General features: G+C 56.0%; 16 protein-coding genes. 14 read left to right on the plus strand and 2 right to left on the minus strand.

Features of this window, described 5'->3' with window-relative positions:
* Positions 1-398: 398 nt before the first annotated feature.
* From hisI to OLX77_RS08095, 4 genes are all read left to right on the plus strand, one after another.
* On the plus strand, positions 399-776 hold the full coding sequence (gene hisI / locus OLX77_RS08080; protein WP_307633083.1) for a phosphoribosyl-AMP cyclohydrolase: 378 nt from the start codon (positions 399-401) through the stop codon (positions 774-776).
* On the plus strand, positions 773-1,645 hold the full coding sequence (hisG, locus tag OLX77_RS08085) for an ATP phosphoribosyltransferase (protein WP_307633084.1): 873 nt from the start codon (positions 773-775) through the stop codon (positions 1,643-1,645). The genes hisI and hisG overlap by 4 nt, the downstream gene beginning before the upstream one ends.
* 210 nt (positions 1,646-1,855) lie before the next feature.
* A complete protein-coding gene (yihA, locus tag OLX77_RS08090) occupies positions 1,856-2,437 on the plus strand; it encodes a ribosome biogenesis GTP-binding protein YihA/YsxC (protein ID WP_371877502.1) in 582 nt (193 codons plus the stop codon).
* Between the two features lie 87 nt (positions 2,438-2,524).
* Positions 2,525-2,800 (plus strand): hypothetical protein, encoded by a 276-nt coding sequence (locus OLX77_RS08095; RefSeq protein ID WP_307633086.1) that lies wholly within the window; start codon positions 2,525-2,527, stop codon positions 2,798-2,800.
* 79 nt (positions 2,801-2,879) lie between these two features.
* Here the strand turns inward: OLX77_RS08095 and lepA are convergent, their stop codons facing one another.
* Positions 2,880-4,673, minus strand: coding sequence for a translation elongation factor 4 (lepA, locus tag OLX77_RS08100; protein WP_307633087.1), 1,794 nt, complete (start codon positions 4,671-4,673; stop codon positions 2,880-2,882).
* Between the two features lie 404 nt (positions 4,674-5,077).
* On the opposite strand from lepA, the gene OLX77_RS08105 reads away from it, so the two are divergent.
* The 4 genes from OLX77_RS08105 to greA all read left to right on the plus strand — a co-directional run bounded on the left by OLX77_RS08105 (position 5,078) and on the right by greA (position 12,347).
* Positions 5,078-6,055, plus strand: a complete 978-nt coding sequence (locus tag OLX77_RS08105) for a sigma-70 family RNA polymerase sigma factor (RefSeq protein ID WP_371877503.1) — start codon at positions 5,078-5,080, stop codon at positions 6,053-6,055.
* A gap of 54 nt (positions 6,056-6,109) precedes the next feature.
* Entirely contained in the window at positions 6,110-7,303 is a 1,194-nt protein-coding gene (locus tag OLX77_RS08110; protein ID WP_307633089.1) for a DegT/DnrJ/EryC1/StrS family aminotransferase, read from the plus strand.
* 70 nt (positions 7,304-7,373) lie between these two features.
* Complete coding sequence (locus OLX77_RS08115; protein ID WP_307633090.1) at positions 7,374-11,513, plus strand: tetratricopeptide repeat protein; 4,140 nt, start codon at positions 7,374-7,376, stop codon at positions 11,511-11,513.
* A gap of 348 nt (positions 11,514-11,861) precedes the next feature.
* Positions 11,862-12,347 (plus strand): transcription elongation factor GreA, encoded by a 486-nt coding sequence (greA, locus tag OLX77_RS08120; protein WP_307633091.1) that lies wholly within the window; start codon positions 11,862-11,864, stop codon positions 12,345-12,347.
* A 70-nt stretch (positions 12,348-12,417) separates the two neighbouring features.
* On the opposite strand, the gene OLX77_RS08125 is transcribed toward greA, so the two are convergent.
* Complete coding sequence (locus OLX77_RS08125) at positions 12,418-13,011, minus strand: TetR/AcrR family transcriptional regulator (RefSeq protein ID WP_307633092.1); 594 nt, start codon at positions 13,009-13,011, stop codon at positions 12,418-12,420.
* A 379-nt stretch (positions 13,012-13,390) separates the two neighbouring features.
* Here OLX77_RS08125 and purD point away from each other — a divergent pair, with 379 nt between their 5' ends.
* From purD to OLX77_RS08155, 6 genes are all read left to right on the plus strand, one after another.
* A complete protein-coding gene (purD, locus tag OLX77_RS08130) occupies positions 13,391-14,665 on the plus strand; it encodes a phosphoribosylamine--glycine ligase (protein WP_307633093.1) in 1,275 nt (424 codons plus the stop codon).
* A gap of 85 nt (positions 14,666-14,750) precedes the next feature.
* Positions 14,751-15,239 (plus strand): 5-(carboxyamino)imidazole ribonucleotide mutase, encoded by a 489-nt coding sequence (gene purE, locus OLX77_RS08135; protein ID WP_307633094.1) that lies wholly within the window; start codon positions 14,751-14,753, stop codon positions 15,237-15,239.
* A 26-nt stretch (positions 15,240-15,265) separates the two neighbouring features.
* Positions 15,266-15,892, plus strand: coding sequence for an L-threonylcarbamoyladenylate synthase (locus OLX77_RS08140; RefSeq protein WP_307633095.1), 627 nt, complete (start codon positions 15,266-15,268; stop codon positions 15,890-15,892).
* 176 nt (positions 15,893-16,068) lie between these two features.
* Positions 16,069-16,395: an Hpt domain-containing protein gene (locus tag OLX77_RS08145; RefSeq protein ID WP_307633096.1), complete on the plus strand. Its 327-nt coding sequence runs from the start codon at positions 16,069-16,071 to the stop codon at positions 16,393-16,395.
* A gap of 65 nt (positions 16,396-16,460) precedes the next feature.
* A complete protein-coding gene (locus tag OLX77_RS08150) occupies positions 16,461-17,303 on the plus strand; it encodes an HDOD domain-containing protein (protein WP_307633097.1) in 843 nt (280 codons plus the stop codon).
* A 7-nt stretch (positions 17,304-17,310) separates the two neighbouring features.
* Entirely contained in the window at positions 17,311-19,095 is a 1,785-nt protein-coding gene (locus OLX77_RS08155; protein WP_307633098.1) for an ATP-binding protein, read from the plus strand.
* Positions 19,096-19,103: the final 8 nt, after the last annotated feature.

Genomic DNA, 19,103 nt, shown 5'->3' on the forward strand with positions numbered 1-19,103 from the left:
GGGGAAAAAAGGTTTTCTGGGCTCGAGTCGAGTCTGGTTGAGCAACATCGGAAACCTAAAAAAATAGTCTTTTTTCCAAGGATATGCTACTTTAATTTTCCCGAATTTCTGGGGGGAGATGTTTCTGGATCCCTGCTCTTGCCGCAACTACTTGACAAGATAGAAAGATCGGCATATTTTGCATTTTTTTCAGGTGTCGGCATGGAGCTGGTCTGCGAAAAATATCAAGAAAAGGTTGTTTCTCGAAAGGCTGTCTGCCGGAGGCCCCGGGAATATTGTAAGTTCAGAAGCGCCTGCTTGATCCATTTTCTGGCCAGGGAAAAAACTGGTGCGGAGAAAGGGGCGGAGGACATGGACGGAGCAGGCAGGGAGTCGATGCCTGGCGTTGCGGGAGAATTATGAGTGTGCTGCGATTTGACAAAGGAGGCGGCCTGTTACCGGCCATTGCCCAGGATCACCTGACCAAGGAGGTCCTCATGCTTGCCTATATTAACGAAGAGTCCTGGCAAAAGACCCTGGAAACCGGCAAGGCCCATTACTGGAGCCGCTCCCGGGGAAAATTGTGGCTCAAGGGCGAATCCTCCGGGCATGTGCAGTTGGTAAAAGAAATCCTGGTTGACTGTGACGCCGATACCGTGGTCTTTCTGGTGGAACAGTTGGGCGGGGCCGCCTGCCACAAGGGGTACCGGAGCTGTTTTTTTAGGAAGGTGCAGGGGAGCGAGCTAGAGGTAAACGATACGCCGGTGTTTGATCCCGGGAAGGTTTATAACAAATGAACATCTTGAAACTGGGTATTCCCAAGGGCAGTCTGGAAAAAGCGACCATCGAACTTTTTGAGAAGTCGGGCTGGCGGATCAAACTCTCCTCGCGCAATTATTTTCCGGAGGTGGATGATCTCGAGTTGTCGTGCTCCATCTGTCGCCCCCAGGAAATGTCCAGCTATGTGGAAAAGGAAGTGTTGGACGCGGGGATTACCGGCAAGGACTGGACCCTCGAGAATGAGTCCGACATCGTGGTGGTGGCCGACCTGATCTATTCCAAGGTCAGCAAGCGCCCGACCCGCTGGGTTCTTGCCGTGCCGGGGGATTCCAAGATTCAGAGACTTGAGGATCTGGAAGGCAAGAAGATCGCCACCGAGCTGGTGGGCTATACCCGGAAATTTTTCGCCCAAAAGGGCATCAACGTCGAGATCTCCTTTTCCTGGGGGGCCACCGAGGCCAAGGTCGTTTCCGGCCTGGCCGACGCCATCGTCGAGGTCACCGAGACGGAAAGCACCATCCGGGCCCATGGCTTACGGATCATCCACGAATTGATGACCTCCAACACCCAGTTCATCGCCTCCAAGGCCGCCTGGGCTGATCCCTGGAAACGGGAGAAGATCGAGAATATCGCCCTGCTGTTGCAGGGGGCGCTGCGGGCCGACAAGATTGTTGGTCTGAAGATGAACGTGCCCCAGACGCATCTCGACCAGGTGATCAGTATCCTGCCCAGCATGAATGGGCCCACGGTATCGCCCCTGTATCACTCCGAATGGTTTTCCGTGGAAACGGTCATCTCCGAGCATGAGGTGCGGGATCTTATCCCGAAGCTTTTAAAGAACGGGGCCGAAGGGATCATCGAATATTCCTTGAACAAGGTTATCTGAGCTGTCGTTCACTGTGTGCTCTGCCGGTCTGTCCCGTAGATCGGCATAATGACCCGTAACGCAGCAGCGTTGTTTCCGCTGTTGTTTACGGAGAGGGCGACGAATCGAGCAGTTGTTTCGTAACGGCGCCTAAGTTTCATCCGGACAGGGCTGTCAATCAAGGTTGTGGCGACTGTGTTTCGCCAGGGAGAAAATGTGACCGACTCTGCCGTGAATTACGCGAAGATCGAATTTGTGAAAAGCGCCTTCAAAATGGCGCAATTGCCCGAGGAGCCTTTGCCGGAAATCGCCTTTGCCGGACGCTCCAATGTGGGTAAATCGAGTCTGATCAACCGGTTGGTCAATCGCAAGGGGCTGGTCAAGGTCAGCGCCCGCCCAGGCAAGACCCAGAGCCTCAATTATTTTCTGGTGGACGAAAAGCTCTATCTGGTCGATCTGCCGGGCTACGGCTTTGCCAAGGTCTCCAAAAAACTCCAGGACGAGTGGCAGGGGCTGGTGACCGAGTACCTTTCCACCAGCCCAACCCTGCGTTGCGTGGTGGTGCTGATCGACCTCCGACACCTTCTGAAGGCCCAGGACCGGGAATTGGTCGAGTGGCTCAGGATGAGGGGCCGCCCTTTTATCATCGTCTATACCAAGCGGGACAAGCTTTCCAATAACGAGCAGGCCAAGCAGGCCGCGAACCTCGATGCCGCCCTCGGACTGAACAAGCAGGAGCGGGTGTTGTTTTCTGCGAAAACTGGGGAAGGAAAGGAAGCATTGATGGCGGCAATCGCCACTTTTCTCGGGTAGTTTTTTTCTCGTTGTGATCAGGATGACAATGCCGCCGGTCTCTGGCTTGGGGCTTCTCTTTTTTTTGGAAGTGTGAGGATGGAAGCAATGATTATACAGGATGAATGGCACTGTTGGCAGATTACCCTTTGCGGGAGCGAGGAGAGCTGTCTCGCCTGGAAGCAGGGGCTTGAGGAAAGGCCGTGCTGGGAGGTTGCCCAGGAACTGGACGATTACCGGAGCGCGCTCAATGTCTGCAAGGACTGTATCGTCTTTATCTCAAAAGAGAACAGCGCAGCCTTAAGCGAAGAAGAGGTGCAGGAAATCTTGGAGCGCAAGATTGAGTGCGTGCTTGCCACCCAATGTCCCAGGCGCAGGACATGAGAAGAAGGTGACGGTGGGGCGCCTGAATTCCGGCGGATGTTCCCGGGGTCTCTAGTGCAAAGACAAGATGGTCCGGGTCTTACTGATCTGACTTGAGCACCGCCAGGAAAGCGCTTTGCGGGATCTCCACGTTGCCCACGGTTTTCATCCGCTTCTTGCCCGCCTTCTGTTTTTCCAGCAGTTTCCGTTTGCGGCTGATGTCGCCGCCGTAGCATTTCGCCAGTACGTCCTTGCGCAGGGCGGAGATGGTTTCCCTGCCGATGATGGTGCCCCCCACCGCCGCCTGGATGGCGATCTTGAACATCTGGCGCGGAATTTCCTCTTTCAGCTTTTCGCAGGCATGGAGGCCGCGCGCTCTGGCGTTGTTGCGGTGCACCAATTGGGAGAGGGCGTCCACCCGCTCGCCGTTCACCAGGATGTCCAGCTTGACCAGATCGCTTTCCCGGTAATCCAAGAGATCAAAATCAAAGGAACCATACCCCTGGGTGATGGATTTGAGTCGGTCGTAGAAGTCGTAGATGATTTCTCCCAAGGGCAGTTCGCAGGTGAACTCGATACGGCCGGGCATGGGGTAATGGTAATGGGTGTTTTCGCCGCGCCGCTCCATGCAGAGGGTCATCACCACCCCCATGTAGCGTTCCGGGATGAGGATGGTGGCCTTGATATATGGCTCCTCGACGCGGTCGATGGTGGTCGGGTCCGGGTAATGGGCCGGATTGTCCACCTCTTTCATCGTCCCGTCCTTGAGGAAGAGGTGGTAGTTCACCGAAGGTACGGTGAGGATGAGTGAAAGGTCGAACTCCCGTTCCAACCGTTCCTGGACCACCTCCAGGTGAAGCAACCCCAAAAATCCGCAGCGAAAGCCGAAGCCCAGCGCGGTGGATGCGTCTTTTTGGAAGGAAAGGGAGGCGTCATTGAGGGTGAGCTTTTCCAGGGCTGTGGCCAGGGTTTCGTAGTCGTCGGTGGAGACCGGATAGATGGAGGAAAACACCACCTGCTTGACTTCCTGAAACCCCGGTAAGGCTTTGGCGCAGGGACGGTCCTTCAGGGTGAGGGTGTCGCCGGGCCTGGTGTCGGTGATGTTCTTGATCCCGGCGATGATGTAGCCGACCTGGCCTGCGCTCAATTCATTTTGGGGTTCGCGGGTCAGGCGGAAAAAGCCCACCTCTTCGACCCGGTAGGCGGCCTTGTTGGACATGAAGAGGATGGTGTCCCCGGCCTTGACCTTCCCTTCAAAGAGGCGGCAGGAAATGATGGTCCCCCGGAACGGATCGTAGAATGCGTCAAAGATCAGGGCCTCCAGAGGTTTTTCCGGGTCGCCCTTGGGCGGAGGCAGGAGATTGACCACCGCCTCCAGCACGCTCTCCACGCCCAACCCGGTTTTGGCGGAACAGAGCTGGATGTGGTCGGCGTCCAAGCCGAGGTCTTCCTCGATCTGCAGGGCAACTCCCTCCGGGTTTGCAGAGGGGAGATCGATCTTGTTGATGACCGGGATTATTTCCAGGTTATGTTCCATGGCCAGGTAGAGATTGGCCAGGGTCTGGGCTTCAATGCCCTGGGCCGCGTCAACAAGGAGCAGCGCTCCTTCGCAGGAGGCGAGGGCCCGGGAGACCTCGTAGCTGAAATCGACGTGGCCCGGGGTGTCAACGAGGTTGAGGATGTAGTCCTTGCCGTTCTTGGCCCGGTAAGGAAGGCAGATCGCCTGGCTTTTGATGGTGATGCCGCGCTCCCGCTCGATATCCATGCTGTCGAGGAGCTGGTCGTGGAACTGGCGGTCGGTAACCATGCCGCAGAGTTGGATAAAGCGGTCGGCCAGGGTGGATTTTCCGTGATCGATATGGGCGATGATGCTGAAATTTCGAATGTTTTCCATGGGTAATCCGGGGAAGTCCTGTTTTTTCGGTCGGGCAGTTGTTGTACTGTATCAGAAAAGAAGATGGACCGGGAAAAAGGGGAACAGGTCACAGGTCCGCAACACAAAAGATTAAGAGTATAAGGCAATAACCGCTGCCGGTCGTTTCCGCTTTCTGCTGTAATCGAGGTTTCTCGAAGTCTGCGCTTCTCTGCGACTTCAACAACCAGGGAAATCTGCGGGAAAAAGGTACTGATCCCACAGAAGAGGGTATCTATCATAAAAAGATAGCCTTGGAAAGGCAATTTAAAAAAGGGATTGGCGTTCCCTTCGTGATTGAATGCGATACGCGGCATGCGAGAGAAGCGTCTTGCCGTTGTGGAAAGAGATTGACCTTTGGCGCGGTTCTAATAATAATGGCACTCATGAAAGAAGACCCGGAACTCCTTGATATAAGCAATGATGATGCAGAAGAGCAGGAAGTGCTGCATCCCCTGGTCGCCCTGCCCGATGACGAGAATCTCCCGGCCCTGGGCAATGCGGGGCTCCATCGGTATCTGCAGGAGATCAGCCAGTACAAGCTCATGACCCGGGAAGAGACCGATGAGCTGGCCCGTCATTTTCAGGAAACCGGTGACCCGGAAGCGGCCTATAAGCTGGTGACCTCCAATCTCCGGTTGGTGGTCAAGGTGGCCATGGATTTCCAGAAATACTGGATGCAGAACTTTTTGGATCTGATCCAGGAGGGCAATGTCGGGTTGGTGCAGGCGGTGAAAAAGTTCGATCCTTACCGGCAGGTGAAGTTTTCCTATTATGCCGCCTACTGGATTCGGGCCTATATCTTGAAGTTTATTATGGATAACTGGCGGCTGGTCAAGATCGGCACCACCCAGGCCCAGCGCAAATTGTTTTTCAGCTTGAATAAAGAAAAAAAACTGCTAGAATCGCAGGGCTTTGCGCCCGAGGTCAAATTGCTGGCAGAGCGCCTCAATGTCAAGGAAAGCGAAGTCATTGAGATGAGTCAGCGCATGGACAACTGGGATGTCTCCCTGGAAAGTCCGGTGCGGGAAGGCTCCGATGAGGAGCAGAAGAATTTTCTCCCCATGGTCGGGCCCACCGTGGAAGAACGGGTGGCGGAAAAGGAAGTGCAGGAATGGATGGGCACGGTTCTTGAGAAACTGCGGGAGACCTTAAACGACAAGGAAAAGGCCATTCTGGCCAGCCGGCTGTTGAGTGACGAGCCTCTTACCCTGCAGGACATTGCCGACCAGTTTGGTATCTCTCGGGAACGGGTGCGGCAGATCGAGGTCAATCTCCTGAAGAAGATGCGGGAATATTTTGAAAAAGAAGTCCCTGATATTAAAGATTTTCTTGCCGAATTTCTCAACCCCTGGCGCTCCTGATCGCTGGATAATATTCTTCCCCGCCTTCCTGTGCGAGGCCCTGGAAAAAAACATATGCGAGTTCCCCTCCTAGATTTGCATGGCCAGATGGCTCCCCTGCGTGACGAGATCCTTGCCGCAGTGATCGAGGTCATTGATTCGACCCAGTACATCCTCGGCCCCAAGGTCGAACAGTTTGAGAAAAATATCGCCGCTTACTGCGGTGCCGGGTATGGGATCGGGGTTGCCAGCGGCACCGATGCCCTGCTTGCCGCCCTTATGGCTCTGGGTATCGGGCCCGGTGATGCGGTCTTGACCACCCCCTATTCCTTTTTTGCCACCATGGGCTGTATCCTCCGCCTGGGCGCTCGACCGGTTTTCGCTGATATCGATCCGGTGACCTACAATATCGACCCGGCGCGGATGGCCGAGGTTCTGGCTCAGGATGCCCTGGGTGACAAGCGGATCAAGGCGATTATCCCGGTGCATCTCTATGGCCAATGCGCGGACATGGATCGGATTCTTGCTCTGGCCAAGCAGTACGGTCTGCCGGTGGTGGAGGATGCCGCCCAGGCCATTGGCGCCGTGTATCCCATGAAAATGGGCGGCCATACCGCCTGGCACCGGGCCGGTTCCATGGGCGAGGCCGGTTGCTTTTCCTTTTTCCCCAGTAAGAATCTCGGCGGCATCGGTGACGGCGGCTTGATTACCTGCAACGATCCGGAACTTGCCGAGCGGCTCAGGATCATCCGGGTGCATGGCGGAGCGCCCAAGTACCATCACGGGGTGGTGGGGGGGAATTTTCGGATCGATCCCATCCAGACCGTGGTTCTTGATATAAAACTCTCCCGTCTGCCCGAGTGGCATAAAGCCCGCCGTCGCAATGCCGCCGCCTACCGTCGGCTTTTTGCCCAGACCGACTTGCTTGCAAACGGTGCGGTTTCTTTGCCCGAAGCGGTGTATCAGGCAGAGGGGTTGACGGTAGGGGAAGAGTGCGATTACCATATCTATAATCAATTCGTCATCAGGGTCAAGGACCGTGACGGGTTGCTCCGCCATCTGCAGAGTCACGACGTCGGGGCGGAGATCTATTATCCCATTCCCCTCCACCGGCAGGGATGTCTTGCTGGTCTGGGCTACGAAGAGATCTCCTTCCCCGAAGCGGAGCGGGCTGCGCTCGAGACCTTGGCCTTGCCGATTTTTCCTGAACTCACGTACGAGATGCAATGTTTTGTTGTGGAAAAGATTGCCGAATTTTATACCCGGTAGATCAGGTTTTCATTTTTCCCGCTTTTTAAGCCGGTCCTTTTCATAATTGCCAAAAGGACACCTCCTGCTGATGCGTATCAGATTGCCTATCTACCCGCCCTCCTTCCTGCCTTTCCTGGTTGCCTGCCGCGCGCGCGCCTTCGCCATCGTGGGGGTGTCTTTTCTGTGCCTCTTCGGGCAAATCCTCCTGCCTGCCTCGGGCTCTGCGGCAGAGCTTGCTGCCCCACAAGGAAAGGAGATTGTTCCTGCCCGGACCATTCAGCTCAAGGAAGATAAGGATGTCGCCTGGAAGTCTTTGTGGGATCAGGGCCGTGAGTTGGCACGCAACGGCAGGCTTGCGGAGGCAGTGCCTGTGTATGAGGCATTACTTGGCATGCGGGAGGGGCTTGAGGCTGCCCGCTGGGAGTTGGTCACCATTCTCCTGCAGTTGAAGCGGGAAGAGGGTGCCCTTTCCCATCTTGAGTCATTGATTGAGGTTGCCCCCGGCAACCTTCAGTATCTGCTCGCCCTGGCAGAGGCGAGCAAGGGGCAGGGGAATGCCGCCCGGGCTGGGGAGCTATACAAAAAGGTGCTCCAGCGGGAGCCGGCCAATCTTCGGGCCTTGCGTGGTGCGGCTTCTGCCCTGCTGGTCCAGCAGAAAAAGAGCGAGGCGGCTACGATGTTGGAAGCCCTCCTCCGGCGGGAGCCGGCACGGGTGGGTTTGCGGGAAGAGTTGGCCAACCTGTATTACGATATGGGTGCCTATGATAAGGCCAGGAAGCATTTCACCGTTCTGGCTGGGAACAATCAGTCCGACCCGGGGATCTTGCTCAAGACGGCGCAATCGTATGATAAGTCCGGGCTTGAGAACCAGGCGGTTGAGTATTGGCAGCGTCTGGCGCGGATCTCCCAGACCCCGGAGGCAAAAGAGAGGTTGACCGCCTATTATCTCAAGGGGGGCAAGGGCGAAGATGCCTTGGCCTATCTGCTGCCTCTTCTTGAGAAGGAGCCTGCTTCGCCGAGGCTTCTCAAGCGTCTTGGTCAAATATATGCCGCCCTTTCCCGCCTTCCCGAGGCGCTGGCCTATTTTGAGCGGTATATTTCCCTGAAGCCCGAGGACAAAGAGGTGCTGCGGCAGGTGATCGACATCCACGCCGGTTTGGGGAATAAACCAGAAAAAATGGTCCTGGGGCGCGGTCTCAGTCTTGAGCCTGCGCCAGACCTTGAGAATCTGGAGCGTGGGGCAGGGCTGTATGAGACCGCCGGAGAGTTTCGGGAGGCTGTTGCCCTGTATGACCAGATTCTGGCGGTTACCCCCGATGACCCGAAGATCCTGGCCAAGCGGGCCAAAGCACTCATGGCGAGCGGCAATGAGGACGAGGCCAACTCCATGTGGACTCATCTGGCCCGGCGGGAGAAACTCCTGGAAGTGCTGGAGGTTCTGTTCAAAATGGAGCCGGCAAACACAACGGTCCTCAAGAAACTGGCCAGCATGTACCTTGACCGGGGAGAACTGTCAAAAAGTCTGGAGATGTTTTCCCGTCTTGACGCACTCGGTGTTAGGACGCCGGAGGTTTTGGCCGGGCAGGCGTTGGTCTGTGAACGGCTCGGCCGTTTAGCCCAAGCGCTGGTCCTGTATGAGCAGCTGCTGGCTGGGGCCGATGCAACAGGGATGTTCCGGTTGCGCTGCGTCCAGCTGGCTGGGGAGCTTGGTCTGCTGAGAAAAACCCAGAGCCACCTTGTGCGGCTGCAGGAAAAATTTCCGGAGCTGTATGCCTCTCCGCAGACGCAGCTGCTCGTTGCTCAAGCTCTGGTACAGACAGCTTCCTATGCAGCGGCCAGAGAATATTATTCCGCAATTCTTGGCAAGTATCAGGGGGACGGGGAGCTGGTCAGGGCTGCTCTGCTCGGCCTGGCAGAGGCTTATCGGCAAAGCGGCTTGCTCTATGAGGCTGAGCAGGCCTTACGGCAGGCCTATCTCCGCTTTCCTCAGGATGAGGTGATTCTTGGCCGCTTGTTCGCCTTGGCCCTCCAGGAAAAGCGGTTTGCTGCCGCCTGGGCCTGGCTTGGGCAGTTGGATGCTGCCGGCAAGCGGCAGGAGGCGAAAGAATCGATTGATAACCGACTGTTGCGGGCACGGCTGGTGGCGGCTGAGGGCGAAACCGGGAGCGCGCTCAAACTTCTCGGCCAACTGACCAGCGAGTTGCCGAGCAAGGCTGGAAGCGGCGGGTTGTCGTCCTTGGTGCTGCTGCGCCGCGATATTGATCTGCTGCGTGTCCGGCTGCTGTTTGCCGAAGGCCGGTATGCTGAGGCCGAGCAGCTGGCCGTGACCTTGTCGGGTCAGCGCGGCAAGCCGGAGGCTGATCTGCTTTTGCTGCGTGTTTATCGTGCCCAGGGAAAGAGTCGGGAGGAGCAGGTGCTTTTTCAGCGAATGCAGGGGGAGTTTGCCCAGGATCAAGGGCTTGTCCTTGATCTGCTGAAGGGCTTGCAAGAGGAAGGTCTGGTTGCGGAGCTCTGCGCGAGGGGGGAGTTGGCCAGTCGGGAGTATCCCGATTCTGTTGCCATCCGTTCTCTGGTGGCTTCAGGCCGGGAGGTCAATGGCGAGATCGGTGTGGCCATTGCGCTGTGGCGGGGGATTGTCCTGGATTTCCCGGAACAGGAGTTTGCTGCCGTGCGTCTTGCGCAACTGCTCTTCAGCCATGGCCGTTTTGTCGAGGCCAGGGCGGAGGCAGATCGTTTCCCCGAGCGAGGGCTGCGCCCGGACGTGCTCCTGCTCAAGGCGCGGATTTTCTGGGCCGAGCATGATTGGGAAAAGGCGGTGGCTGTGTACGACACCTTTCTTCAGCCCTCGGTGGCGGAGAGGGTCATTGCCCGAGGGCGGGAGCTGGGCGTGGTTTTGCCGCAAGGCGAAAAGCCCGGTTTGTGGACGCAGTTGACCGTGCCCGAGATTGACAGGCAGACCGTGATTGATGCGCTGATGGAACCGAGCGCTCTGCTCGATTCCGGCTCTGGGGCAACAGCGCTCAACCAGGTGGCGGTTCCGTTTTATGCCCAATACCGTTGGCAGAAACAGTTTGCTCTGGAGAAAACTGCCCGGCAGGCAGTGATGCACCGTGAGTATCTGGCGGCGGCAAATTATTTCCGGAGCTTGCTGCGGGAATATCCTGCGGTCGCCTCCTTGCAGTTTGATCTGGCTGGGATTTATAGCCGGTTCGGTCAGCTGGGGCATGAGGCGGCGCTCTATGAGGAGATAAACTCCACCGGCGGCGATTTTCCCGGGCTGGCTGAGGCCAGAGAGAGAAACGAGTTGAAGCGGCGGCCCCGTGTCGCTCTTGGGTATGGGTATCTTCGCGAAGAGGGCAGGGAGGGGTATAAGGCGATCAAGAAAAGCTGGGAAGAGATCAGCCTGCAATACTCGCCCCATCTCCAACATGACCTTGTCGTGAATCTTGCCCGGCTCGATTACCAGGATCCCGGCTCCAATGGCAAGATCCGGGGGAACCGTGCCCTGGTCACCTATGCGGCCAATATCAATGAGCAGCTGCTGTTACGTGGCGGGGGAGGGGCGGAGGTCTTGGAAAACGGCCAGCCAGACACCGCTCTCGTTCAGCTTGCGGCGGAGGGACGCTTTGGGGATCGCTTGACCGGGATTCTTTCCTATGGCCGGGATGTGAAGCATGACACCCTGGCCAGCCTCGAACGAAAGATTGTCCAGCAGGATTATAAGGCGGATTTTGTCTTGGATATGGTCCGCAGTGTTCAGGCGGGTGGGGGATATCTCTATTCCATGTATTCCGATGATAATACCATGAAGGGGTATGACTTATGGGCCGCCTACCTGCTGTTTTTTGATCCAGCCTTTTTGAAATTCAGCTATACCTACGACTTTAAGGACACCATCGAGGGAAGGGGAGATGGAGTCCTGTTGGCGGATGGGTTTGCAGCCTCCGACCATCCGTACTGGACTCCGATGAATTACTGGCAGAACCGCTTCAGCGTTTATTTTAAACACCAGCTTTCCGATGACCAGTTTCGCCGTGGGGTTCCACGATACTACGACCTTGAGTATGTCGTGGTCTACGATGAGATGGGGTATGCCATGCAAACCTGGAAGGGCGGTTTTTTTGTGGAGTGTGCCCCGCAGATCATTTTGTCCGCAACGACAGAACTCACCTCGGGCCCAGAATACCGGGCCAAGGAATTTTTTCTTTCGGCGGTTTACCGCTGGTAGGGAGTGCTTATCCTGGACCGCTTTCCCTTGCAATCTTTTGGCCTCTGTGCTAATTGAATAGGCTGTTGTAGGCCGATCCTGGCGCCCGGGATTCTTTGGGGCGTGCCGGGCAGATGATGGGTTGAAAAGATTCTTGCCGTTTTAGCCGGGACAATCGCTGCTGTGATTATCTCCCGGGAAAACGGCCATTTTTTTTAGAAGCCGTTACGAAACTCCCATCGCCGTTTTGCTGCAGCTGTTGATAGCAGCGATCGCTGCGGCTACGGCTGTTTGTGCCGTTCACATTATTTCAAATAGTATCCATTTTGAACAACGGCTTTAGGGCTATTGTCTCGCAAGGAGGGTGTTATGGTTGAGCGTATTCCCATGTCTCAGGAGGGATATGCCAGATTGCGTCAGGAACTTGATCGGCTGCAGAGGAAAGAACGTCCTGCGGTCATTGAGGCGATTGAGGTGGCGCGGGGGCACGGCGATTTGAAGGAAAATGCCGAATACCACGCGGCCAAGGAGCGCCAGGGGCACATCGAAGGGCGGATCATGGAGCTCAAGGACAAGCTGGGCCGGGCCGAGGTTATCGACTGCTCAAGCGTGGATTGTTCCCGGGTGGTTTTTGGCACGGTTGTCTCTCTTGTCGACCTGGACACGGACGACGAGATCCGTTATCAGCTGCTGGGGCCATTGGAGGCGGACGTGAGTACGGGCAGTATTTCGGTCCTCTCCCCGATTGGCCGGGCAATGATCGGTAAAAGCGTGGGTGATGAGATTACCGTGAAAACGCCGGGCGGCGTACGCCAGCTCGAAGTCATGGATATCAAACCGCCGGATCGGGCTTGATTTGCAAGGCGTTGCTCTTGGGGATTGTCAGAAAGTAAGGTGTCGCAGTGAATTTGTTTGAGGGCGAAAATCAGGACTGATTTTCGGTCATGATCCCGGAAATAAAGATATCGCTGATCTGTTTGGCTGCTTCGACAATGGTATAGTTGTGGTCCGGGGAAAGAACCCAGAGCCGGGATGTTTCATCCAGGGCCCCGAAAAATGCCCGCTTGAATACGCCGGGAAGAAGGGTTTTTCGGAACACCCCCTCTTGTTGTCCTTTGTGGATAATTGCGGAAATCACATCCACATATTCAATAAATTTCGTATTTCTGTACTCTTTCATGAATTTGTTGCTCTGCCGCAACTCCATCTGCAGCACTTCGGCCAGCTCTTTTTGCTCCTCCATGAGTTGCATGTGGTGGAGGGCAAAAATCTGGAGCATCTTCCTGGGGTCGGACTCTTTTTCTATGAGGAGTTTGACCTGCAGGATGATCTTGCCGATCTCTTCCTCGAACAGCGAAATGAGAATGTCGTATTTGTTGTTGAAATAGAGATAGATCGTCCCGTCCGCAACCTGGGCTTCCTTGGCAATATCGGAAATGCGGGCGCTGAAGAACCCTTTCCTGGCAAAAACGGTGATGGCCGCTTCGATAATCTTTGAATGTTTGTCGGATGTTCTCATGGCTTCAGGAGGATGAGCAGAGGTGGCGGGATGTTCCGATTATGTTATGAATGCGCATTCATTCATTTTTGGGGCTATCATAGAGGGGGGAAGGGCGGGTGTCAAGGCAAAAGTTTTTTTGCTGCCTGCGAAAAGGGAATTTGGGCAGAGGGATGAAGTTGTTGGGCAAGGGGAGATAATTGATTTTTAGGGAAGCGTTGCGAAATAGTCCGATTCCGATCTTTCCATCATATGGTGACATTATTTAGTGGCCACGGTTTAATGCTTTCTTGCCGAATCGTTTTGGAGTAAAATAGCGCACTCCGTATTGGGGCATTTGCCAATGACTCCAGGTGGATAGAGAACAGTGCGTTTGAGAAAGAACCCGAGGAGATTGTTGATGAAAATTCTGGTTGTTGGGTCGGGGGGCAGGGAACATGCCCTGGTCTGGAAATTGCGGCAGAGCCCCAAGGTGACAAAGATTTATTGCGCTCCGGGGAATGCCGGTATCAGTGGCCTGGCAACCTGCGTCACGATCAGCGCCAGCGATATTGACGCGCTTGCGGATTTCGCCCGGCAGGAAGGGGTTGCGCTCACCGTGGTTGGTCCTGAAGTCCCTCTTTCTCTGGGAATTGTTGATCATTTTGAAGAAAAAGGGTTGCGGGTTTTCGGCCCGCGCCGCAACGCGGCCACCCTTGAAGGCAGCAAGGTCTTCATGAAGGACCTGCTTGAAAAATATCATATCCCCTCCGCCTTTTACGCCACCTTTACGGACAGGGACAAGGCGCTTCGCTATGTTGAAACGCAGGCCGCGCCCATGGTGGTTAAGACCGATGGGTTGGCTGCGGGCAAGGGCGTAGTGGTGGCCCAAACCATTGCCGAGGCCAAGGCGGCGGTTGATCTCTTCATGCAGGAGAAGGCTTTTGGCGAGGCTGGCAACCGGGTGGTGATCGAGGAATTTCTCCGTGGGGAGGAGGCTTCTTTTCTCGCCTTTACCGACGGGAAGACGGTATTGCCCCTGCCAACCTCCCAGGACCATAAGGCGATCTTTGATGGTGACAAGGGGCCGAATACCGGCGGCATGGGCGCGTATTCCCCGGCGCCGGTGGTGACCGACTCCCTGCACCGACAGGTTATGGAGACGGTGATGCTGCCGACGGTCAAGGCTTTGGAGGCGGAAGGGTGCCCGTATAAAGGCGTGCTCTATGCCGGCTTGATGATTGACCAAGGGGTGGTCAAGGTGCTGGAGTTCAATTGCCGCTTTGGCGATCCCGAGGCCCAGCCGTTGTTGATGCGGCTTAAAACCGATCTCCTGGAGGTTATGGAGGCGGTGATTGATGGTCGTCTGAACGAGATCTCCCTGGAGATCGATCCGCGTCCCACCGTTTGTGTGGTCATGGCGGCCGGTGGGTATCCCGGAAAGTATGAAAATGGCAAGGTCATTGAGGGATTGGCCAAGGCTGGGGAACACAAGGATGTGGTGGTTTTTCACGCCGGCACCGCATGGCAGGGAGAGTCGGTCGTGACCAACGGCGGACGGGTCTTGGGAGTGACCGCCATCGGTGATACGGTGCAGGCTGCCATTGCCAAGGCTTACAAGGCGGCGGAAGAAATCCGTTGGGACGGCTGTTATTACCGGAGAGATATCGGCCGCAAGGCCATGGATCGAAAATGAGCGTGAAGCTGCTTGCTTCGTTGCTGTAATTCTTTGCTTGGCATGTTGTTGCGCGGTTAACTATTTCTATCTTTGCGAGGGTGTTATGATTGGCATTGTTATGGGCAGTGATTCGGATTTGCCGGTTATGCAGGGTTGCATGGATTTTTTGAAGAAGATGGATATCCCTTACGAAATTACGGTGGCTTCGGCCCATCGCAGCCCAGCGAGGGCATTGGAATATGCAAGCAGCGCCAGGGGCCGCGGCTTGAAAACGATCATCGCCGCAGCCGGAATGGCGGCCCATCTGGCCGGAGTTTTGGCGGCCCACACCACCCTGCCCGTTATCGGGGTGCCGGTGGATTCCTCCTCCCTAAACGGCCTGGATGCTTTGCTCTCCACGGTGCAGATGCCTCCCGGGGTGCCCGTGGCCACCATGGGCATCGGCAAGGCCGGGGCGAAAAACGCGGCTATTCTGGCGGCGCAGATTCTTGCGCTTGGGGATGAAAAATTGGCCGCCAGGCTTGCGGCCTTTAAAGAAGAGATGGCCCGCGAGGTAGAGGAAAAGGCGCAGCGGCTTGTCGGGAGCCTGTGACCGGGCAGGGTGAGGTGGAACACCTTGTGACAGATGAGGCCCTTGCCCGTGCCTGTGGCGTTCTTCGGGCAGGAGGGGTTGTTGCTTTTCCTACGGAAACATATTACGGCCTGGCGGTTGATCCGTTCAACCCGGCGGCTCTCTCCCGCCTTTTCGCCCTGAAAGGCCGCTCTCCCGACAAGCCGGTTTTGCTGATTATTGAAAATCCCTCCCAGCTTTCCGGTCTTGTTGCGGAGTTTCCCCCTCCCTTCACCATTCTGATGGAAAAGTTCTGGCCCGGCCCCTTGACCCTGGTTTTTCCGGGGGCTGAGTCCTTGCCGGATTTGCTTACCGGATACGGGGGCACCATCGGGGTCAGGGTCTCCTCCCATCCCTTGGCCCGGAGGCTGGTCAGGGGTTTTGGCCGGCCGATAACGGCGACCAGCGCAAATTTTTCCGGACACCCCGCCGCAGTGGTTGCCAGTGACGTTCTAGCTCAGCTGGGCCATGGGGTGGATGTCGTCCTCGATGGCGGGCTCACTCCCGGCGGCCAAGGCTCCACTCTCCTCGGCTACCAAGAGGGTAAGGTCTGCCTGCTCAGGGCCGGAGTTGTATCTTTTGCCGAGATTCAGGCCGTACTGGCCGGGGCAGAGAAATCGAATCTTTTCTCCTGAGGAAGCAGAGCATAAAAAATCACCGGAGATTTTTTCCATTTATACCTTTGCCGATCTGGAGCACTTTCTGTATGATAACTCAATGAATCGAAAAAGTTATGTGCGTGGTGCTGTGTCGCTGGCTCATTATTGTTTTCCGGCTGTGGCGACCACTAACTTCATGATAAGGAATAACGATGGCAGATCTTGAGTGGGATAGAAATTTTGCCCTGGAGCAGTCTGGAGACGACGAGGAGATGTTGGCGGAGCTGCTGGTCCTGTTTCGCGATTCTTCCGCCTCGGATCTGGCGCGGATCAATGCGGGCCTTGCTGCGGAAAACCCGGTGATGGTGGCTGACGCCGCGCACAGCATCAAGGGCGCCTCGGCCAGTCTGGGGGTGGAGGGCGTGCGGAAGGTTGCCTCCGAGCTTGAAAGAATCGGGCGGCTGGGCGACCTTTCTCAGGGGAGAGATCTTGCCGCCCAGCTGGGTACGCTGCTCAAAGCCTTTGATGGCCAGCGATGACTTCCACGAGAGCAAGCAACAAAGCTTTGCCGGGAGATCTTTTTTTGGATTTGTGTGCTTGAGCCATGCCCAGCGCTAAAGATATACTGAAAAAATTCACCGAGCTGAAAACGCTCCCCCATGTGGCGATCAAAGTGACCCAGCTGGTCAATGACGATCGCAGCACCATGCAGGATTTCGAGGAAATCATCAAGCTCGATCCTGTGCTCGTTACCCGCCTGTTGCGTTTGGTCAACAGTCCCTATTTCGGCTTGTCCCAAAAGGTTGAATCCATTTCCAAGGCCGTGGTTTTTTCCGGCATGCGGCAGCTTCGCAATTTGGTTGCGGTTGAAGCCCTGCGCGGGATGTTCAAGGGTGACGATGCCGAATTTTCGGCTCAGAAACTCTGGCTGCATTCCGCCACCGTTGCCATCCTCTCCGGCATGATCGCCAAACGCATTTTCGGTAAGGATGGTGAGGATGTTTTTTTGGCCGGTATCATCCATGATATCGGACTCATCGTTGAAAATCAGATCGTTGGCGAACAATTACGAGAAGCCTGCAAGGCATTCCGCGAGGGAAAGGGGCCCCTGGTAGAGTGTGAACGCAATGCCATCGGGGCCGATCATGCCGAGGTGGGGTATCTTGTTACCAAGGCTTGGGGGCTGCCCCAGGATGTGCTCAGTTCCATCAAGTCGCATCATGTTGTCAAGCAGGTGAAATCGGTCTCCAGCACCAGCAGTATTCTGCAACTAGCCGAATTTATGGCGGGAAAAATGAAATACTGGCATATCCCCGGCCCCATCGAGCCGCTGCCTCCCGAACTCTCGGCACATGTGAAGGAGAAGATGGCGGATTACAAGATTATTATCAGGGATCTGCCTGGGGAAATGGCCAAGGCTAAAGAACTCTACGAAACGGACGAGTGAAGCGCCGATGACCGAGCCCACGTTTGACGACATATTCGATGAATTGATCGATGGCAACGAGGAACTGCAAGGTTTCCTGTCGATTCTTGATGGCTTGCTGCCCGAGGCCTCACTGCTCTTAGTGAGCGAGTCGGGTACGCTGCTTGAGGGAGCACGGCCCCTGGCTCTTGCCCCGCCGGTACGGGAACGTCTGGTGCATGAGGCAAAATCGACCGATGACTTTGTCGTGGGAAAGGCGGATAACGGCAGCCGTTGCCATGCGGTGTATCTTCCCAAAATGTCGGCGGTGCTGCTTATTACTTGCACCGCGGCCCCGAGTGCTGACTGGGAGACAGGTTCCGCGATGATCTCCCTGTTGCGCAATACCCTGGAGCTTGCTCTGTACAGGCAGGAACGGGAGGTGCTTGTTGCCGATCATGAGCAGTCGGTCCGGCAGATCAATATCCTCCAGCAACAGCACGGCAAGCTGATCGAGGACAATTACCGTCAATACCGCCTCAACCAAGAGCGGGAAAAAGAGTATGCCCGGAAGCTGGAAAGTGAAATAGCGCAACAAACCTCAGAGTTGCGAGAGGCCAATGCACGGCTTGAGGAGATCAGTCGGCTGAAGAGCGATTTTTTAGCCAATATGAGCCATGAATTGCGGACGCCCATGAACGCCATCATCGGGTTCAGCGAACTCCTCTCCGAGACCCCTCTTGCCGAGGAGCAGCTCGATTATACTCGGACCATTGCTCAATCCGCGACAAGTCTGTTGACCCTGATCAACGACATCCTTGATCTGGCAAAAATTGAGGCGGGAAAACTCGAACTTGAGCGAATGCCTTTTGATCTTCCCGAGGTGATCGACAACGTGGCTGCCATGTTCAAGATTCCTGCCCGGGAAAAGGGGGTTGCGGTCACCTGTAAGATTGACAGTCGCATTCCGAAAAGAATAATGGGGGACAGTAATCGGTTGCGCCAGGTTTTGATAAATCTTGCCGGCAACGCGATGAAATTCACCGAGCAGGGCGGCATTGATATCCGGGTTGACTTTGAGCGCGAAGCTGCCGGTCGCATTGTCAGTCGTTTTTCGGTGCATGACAGCGGCATAGGCATCCCCCCCGACCGGGTGGAGGCGATTTTTGAAAAATTTACCCAGGCTGACGGCTCGACCACCCGAAAGTACGGCGGCACTGGGTTGGGTCTTGCCATCTGCCTCCAACTCGTGGAACTCATGGGGGGGCATCTCACGGTGGCGAGCGAGGTGGGCAAGGGCAGTACCTTTTATTTTGTGATTCCCGTGGAAGAGGCCCCGGCAGAGATTATCTCCTTGCAAGAGCACAAGGAGGCAGGGCTGGAAAAGGATCTCAGCGGCGGGAGGATTCTCTTGGTTGAGGACAATGCCGTCAACCAGCGGCTGGCCAGCATCCTGATCACCCGGCAAGGATATGAGGTCGAGGTGGCCTCCGATGGGGCAGAAGCCTTGGAGCATCTGCGGCATCAGACCTTTGACCTGGTCCTGATGGATGTGCAGATGCCCATTATGGACGGCATGGAAGCCACCCGCAGAATCAGGGAGATTGAGGCGGATCAGGCCCTCCGGCAGGATTATGTCGGTCTGCGGGCGTTGTCGCAGCCGCTACCTATAGTTGGGCTCACGGCCCATGCCAGAAAAGAGGATGAGACGGCCTGCTACGAGGCCGGGATGAACGGCTTTCTTACCAAGCCCATTATCAAGGCGAAGCTGACCATGATCCTCAGTGAGATGATGCCGCGGAGTTCCTGCCTGGAAAACCCCGATCCTTCCTGATTCGTTTC

Origin of the sequence: Thiovibrio frasassiensis, from assembly GCF_029607905.1 — a bacterium.
Classification (GTDB): domain Bacteria; phylum Desulfobacterota; class Desulfobulbia; order Desulfobulbales; family Desulfurivibrionaceae; genus Thiovibrio; species Thiovibrio frasassiensis.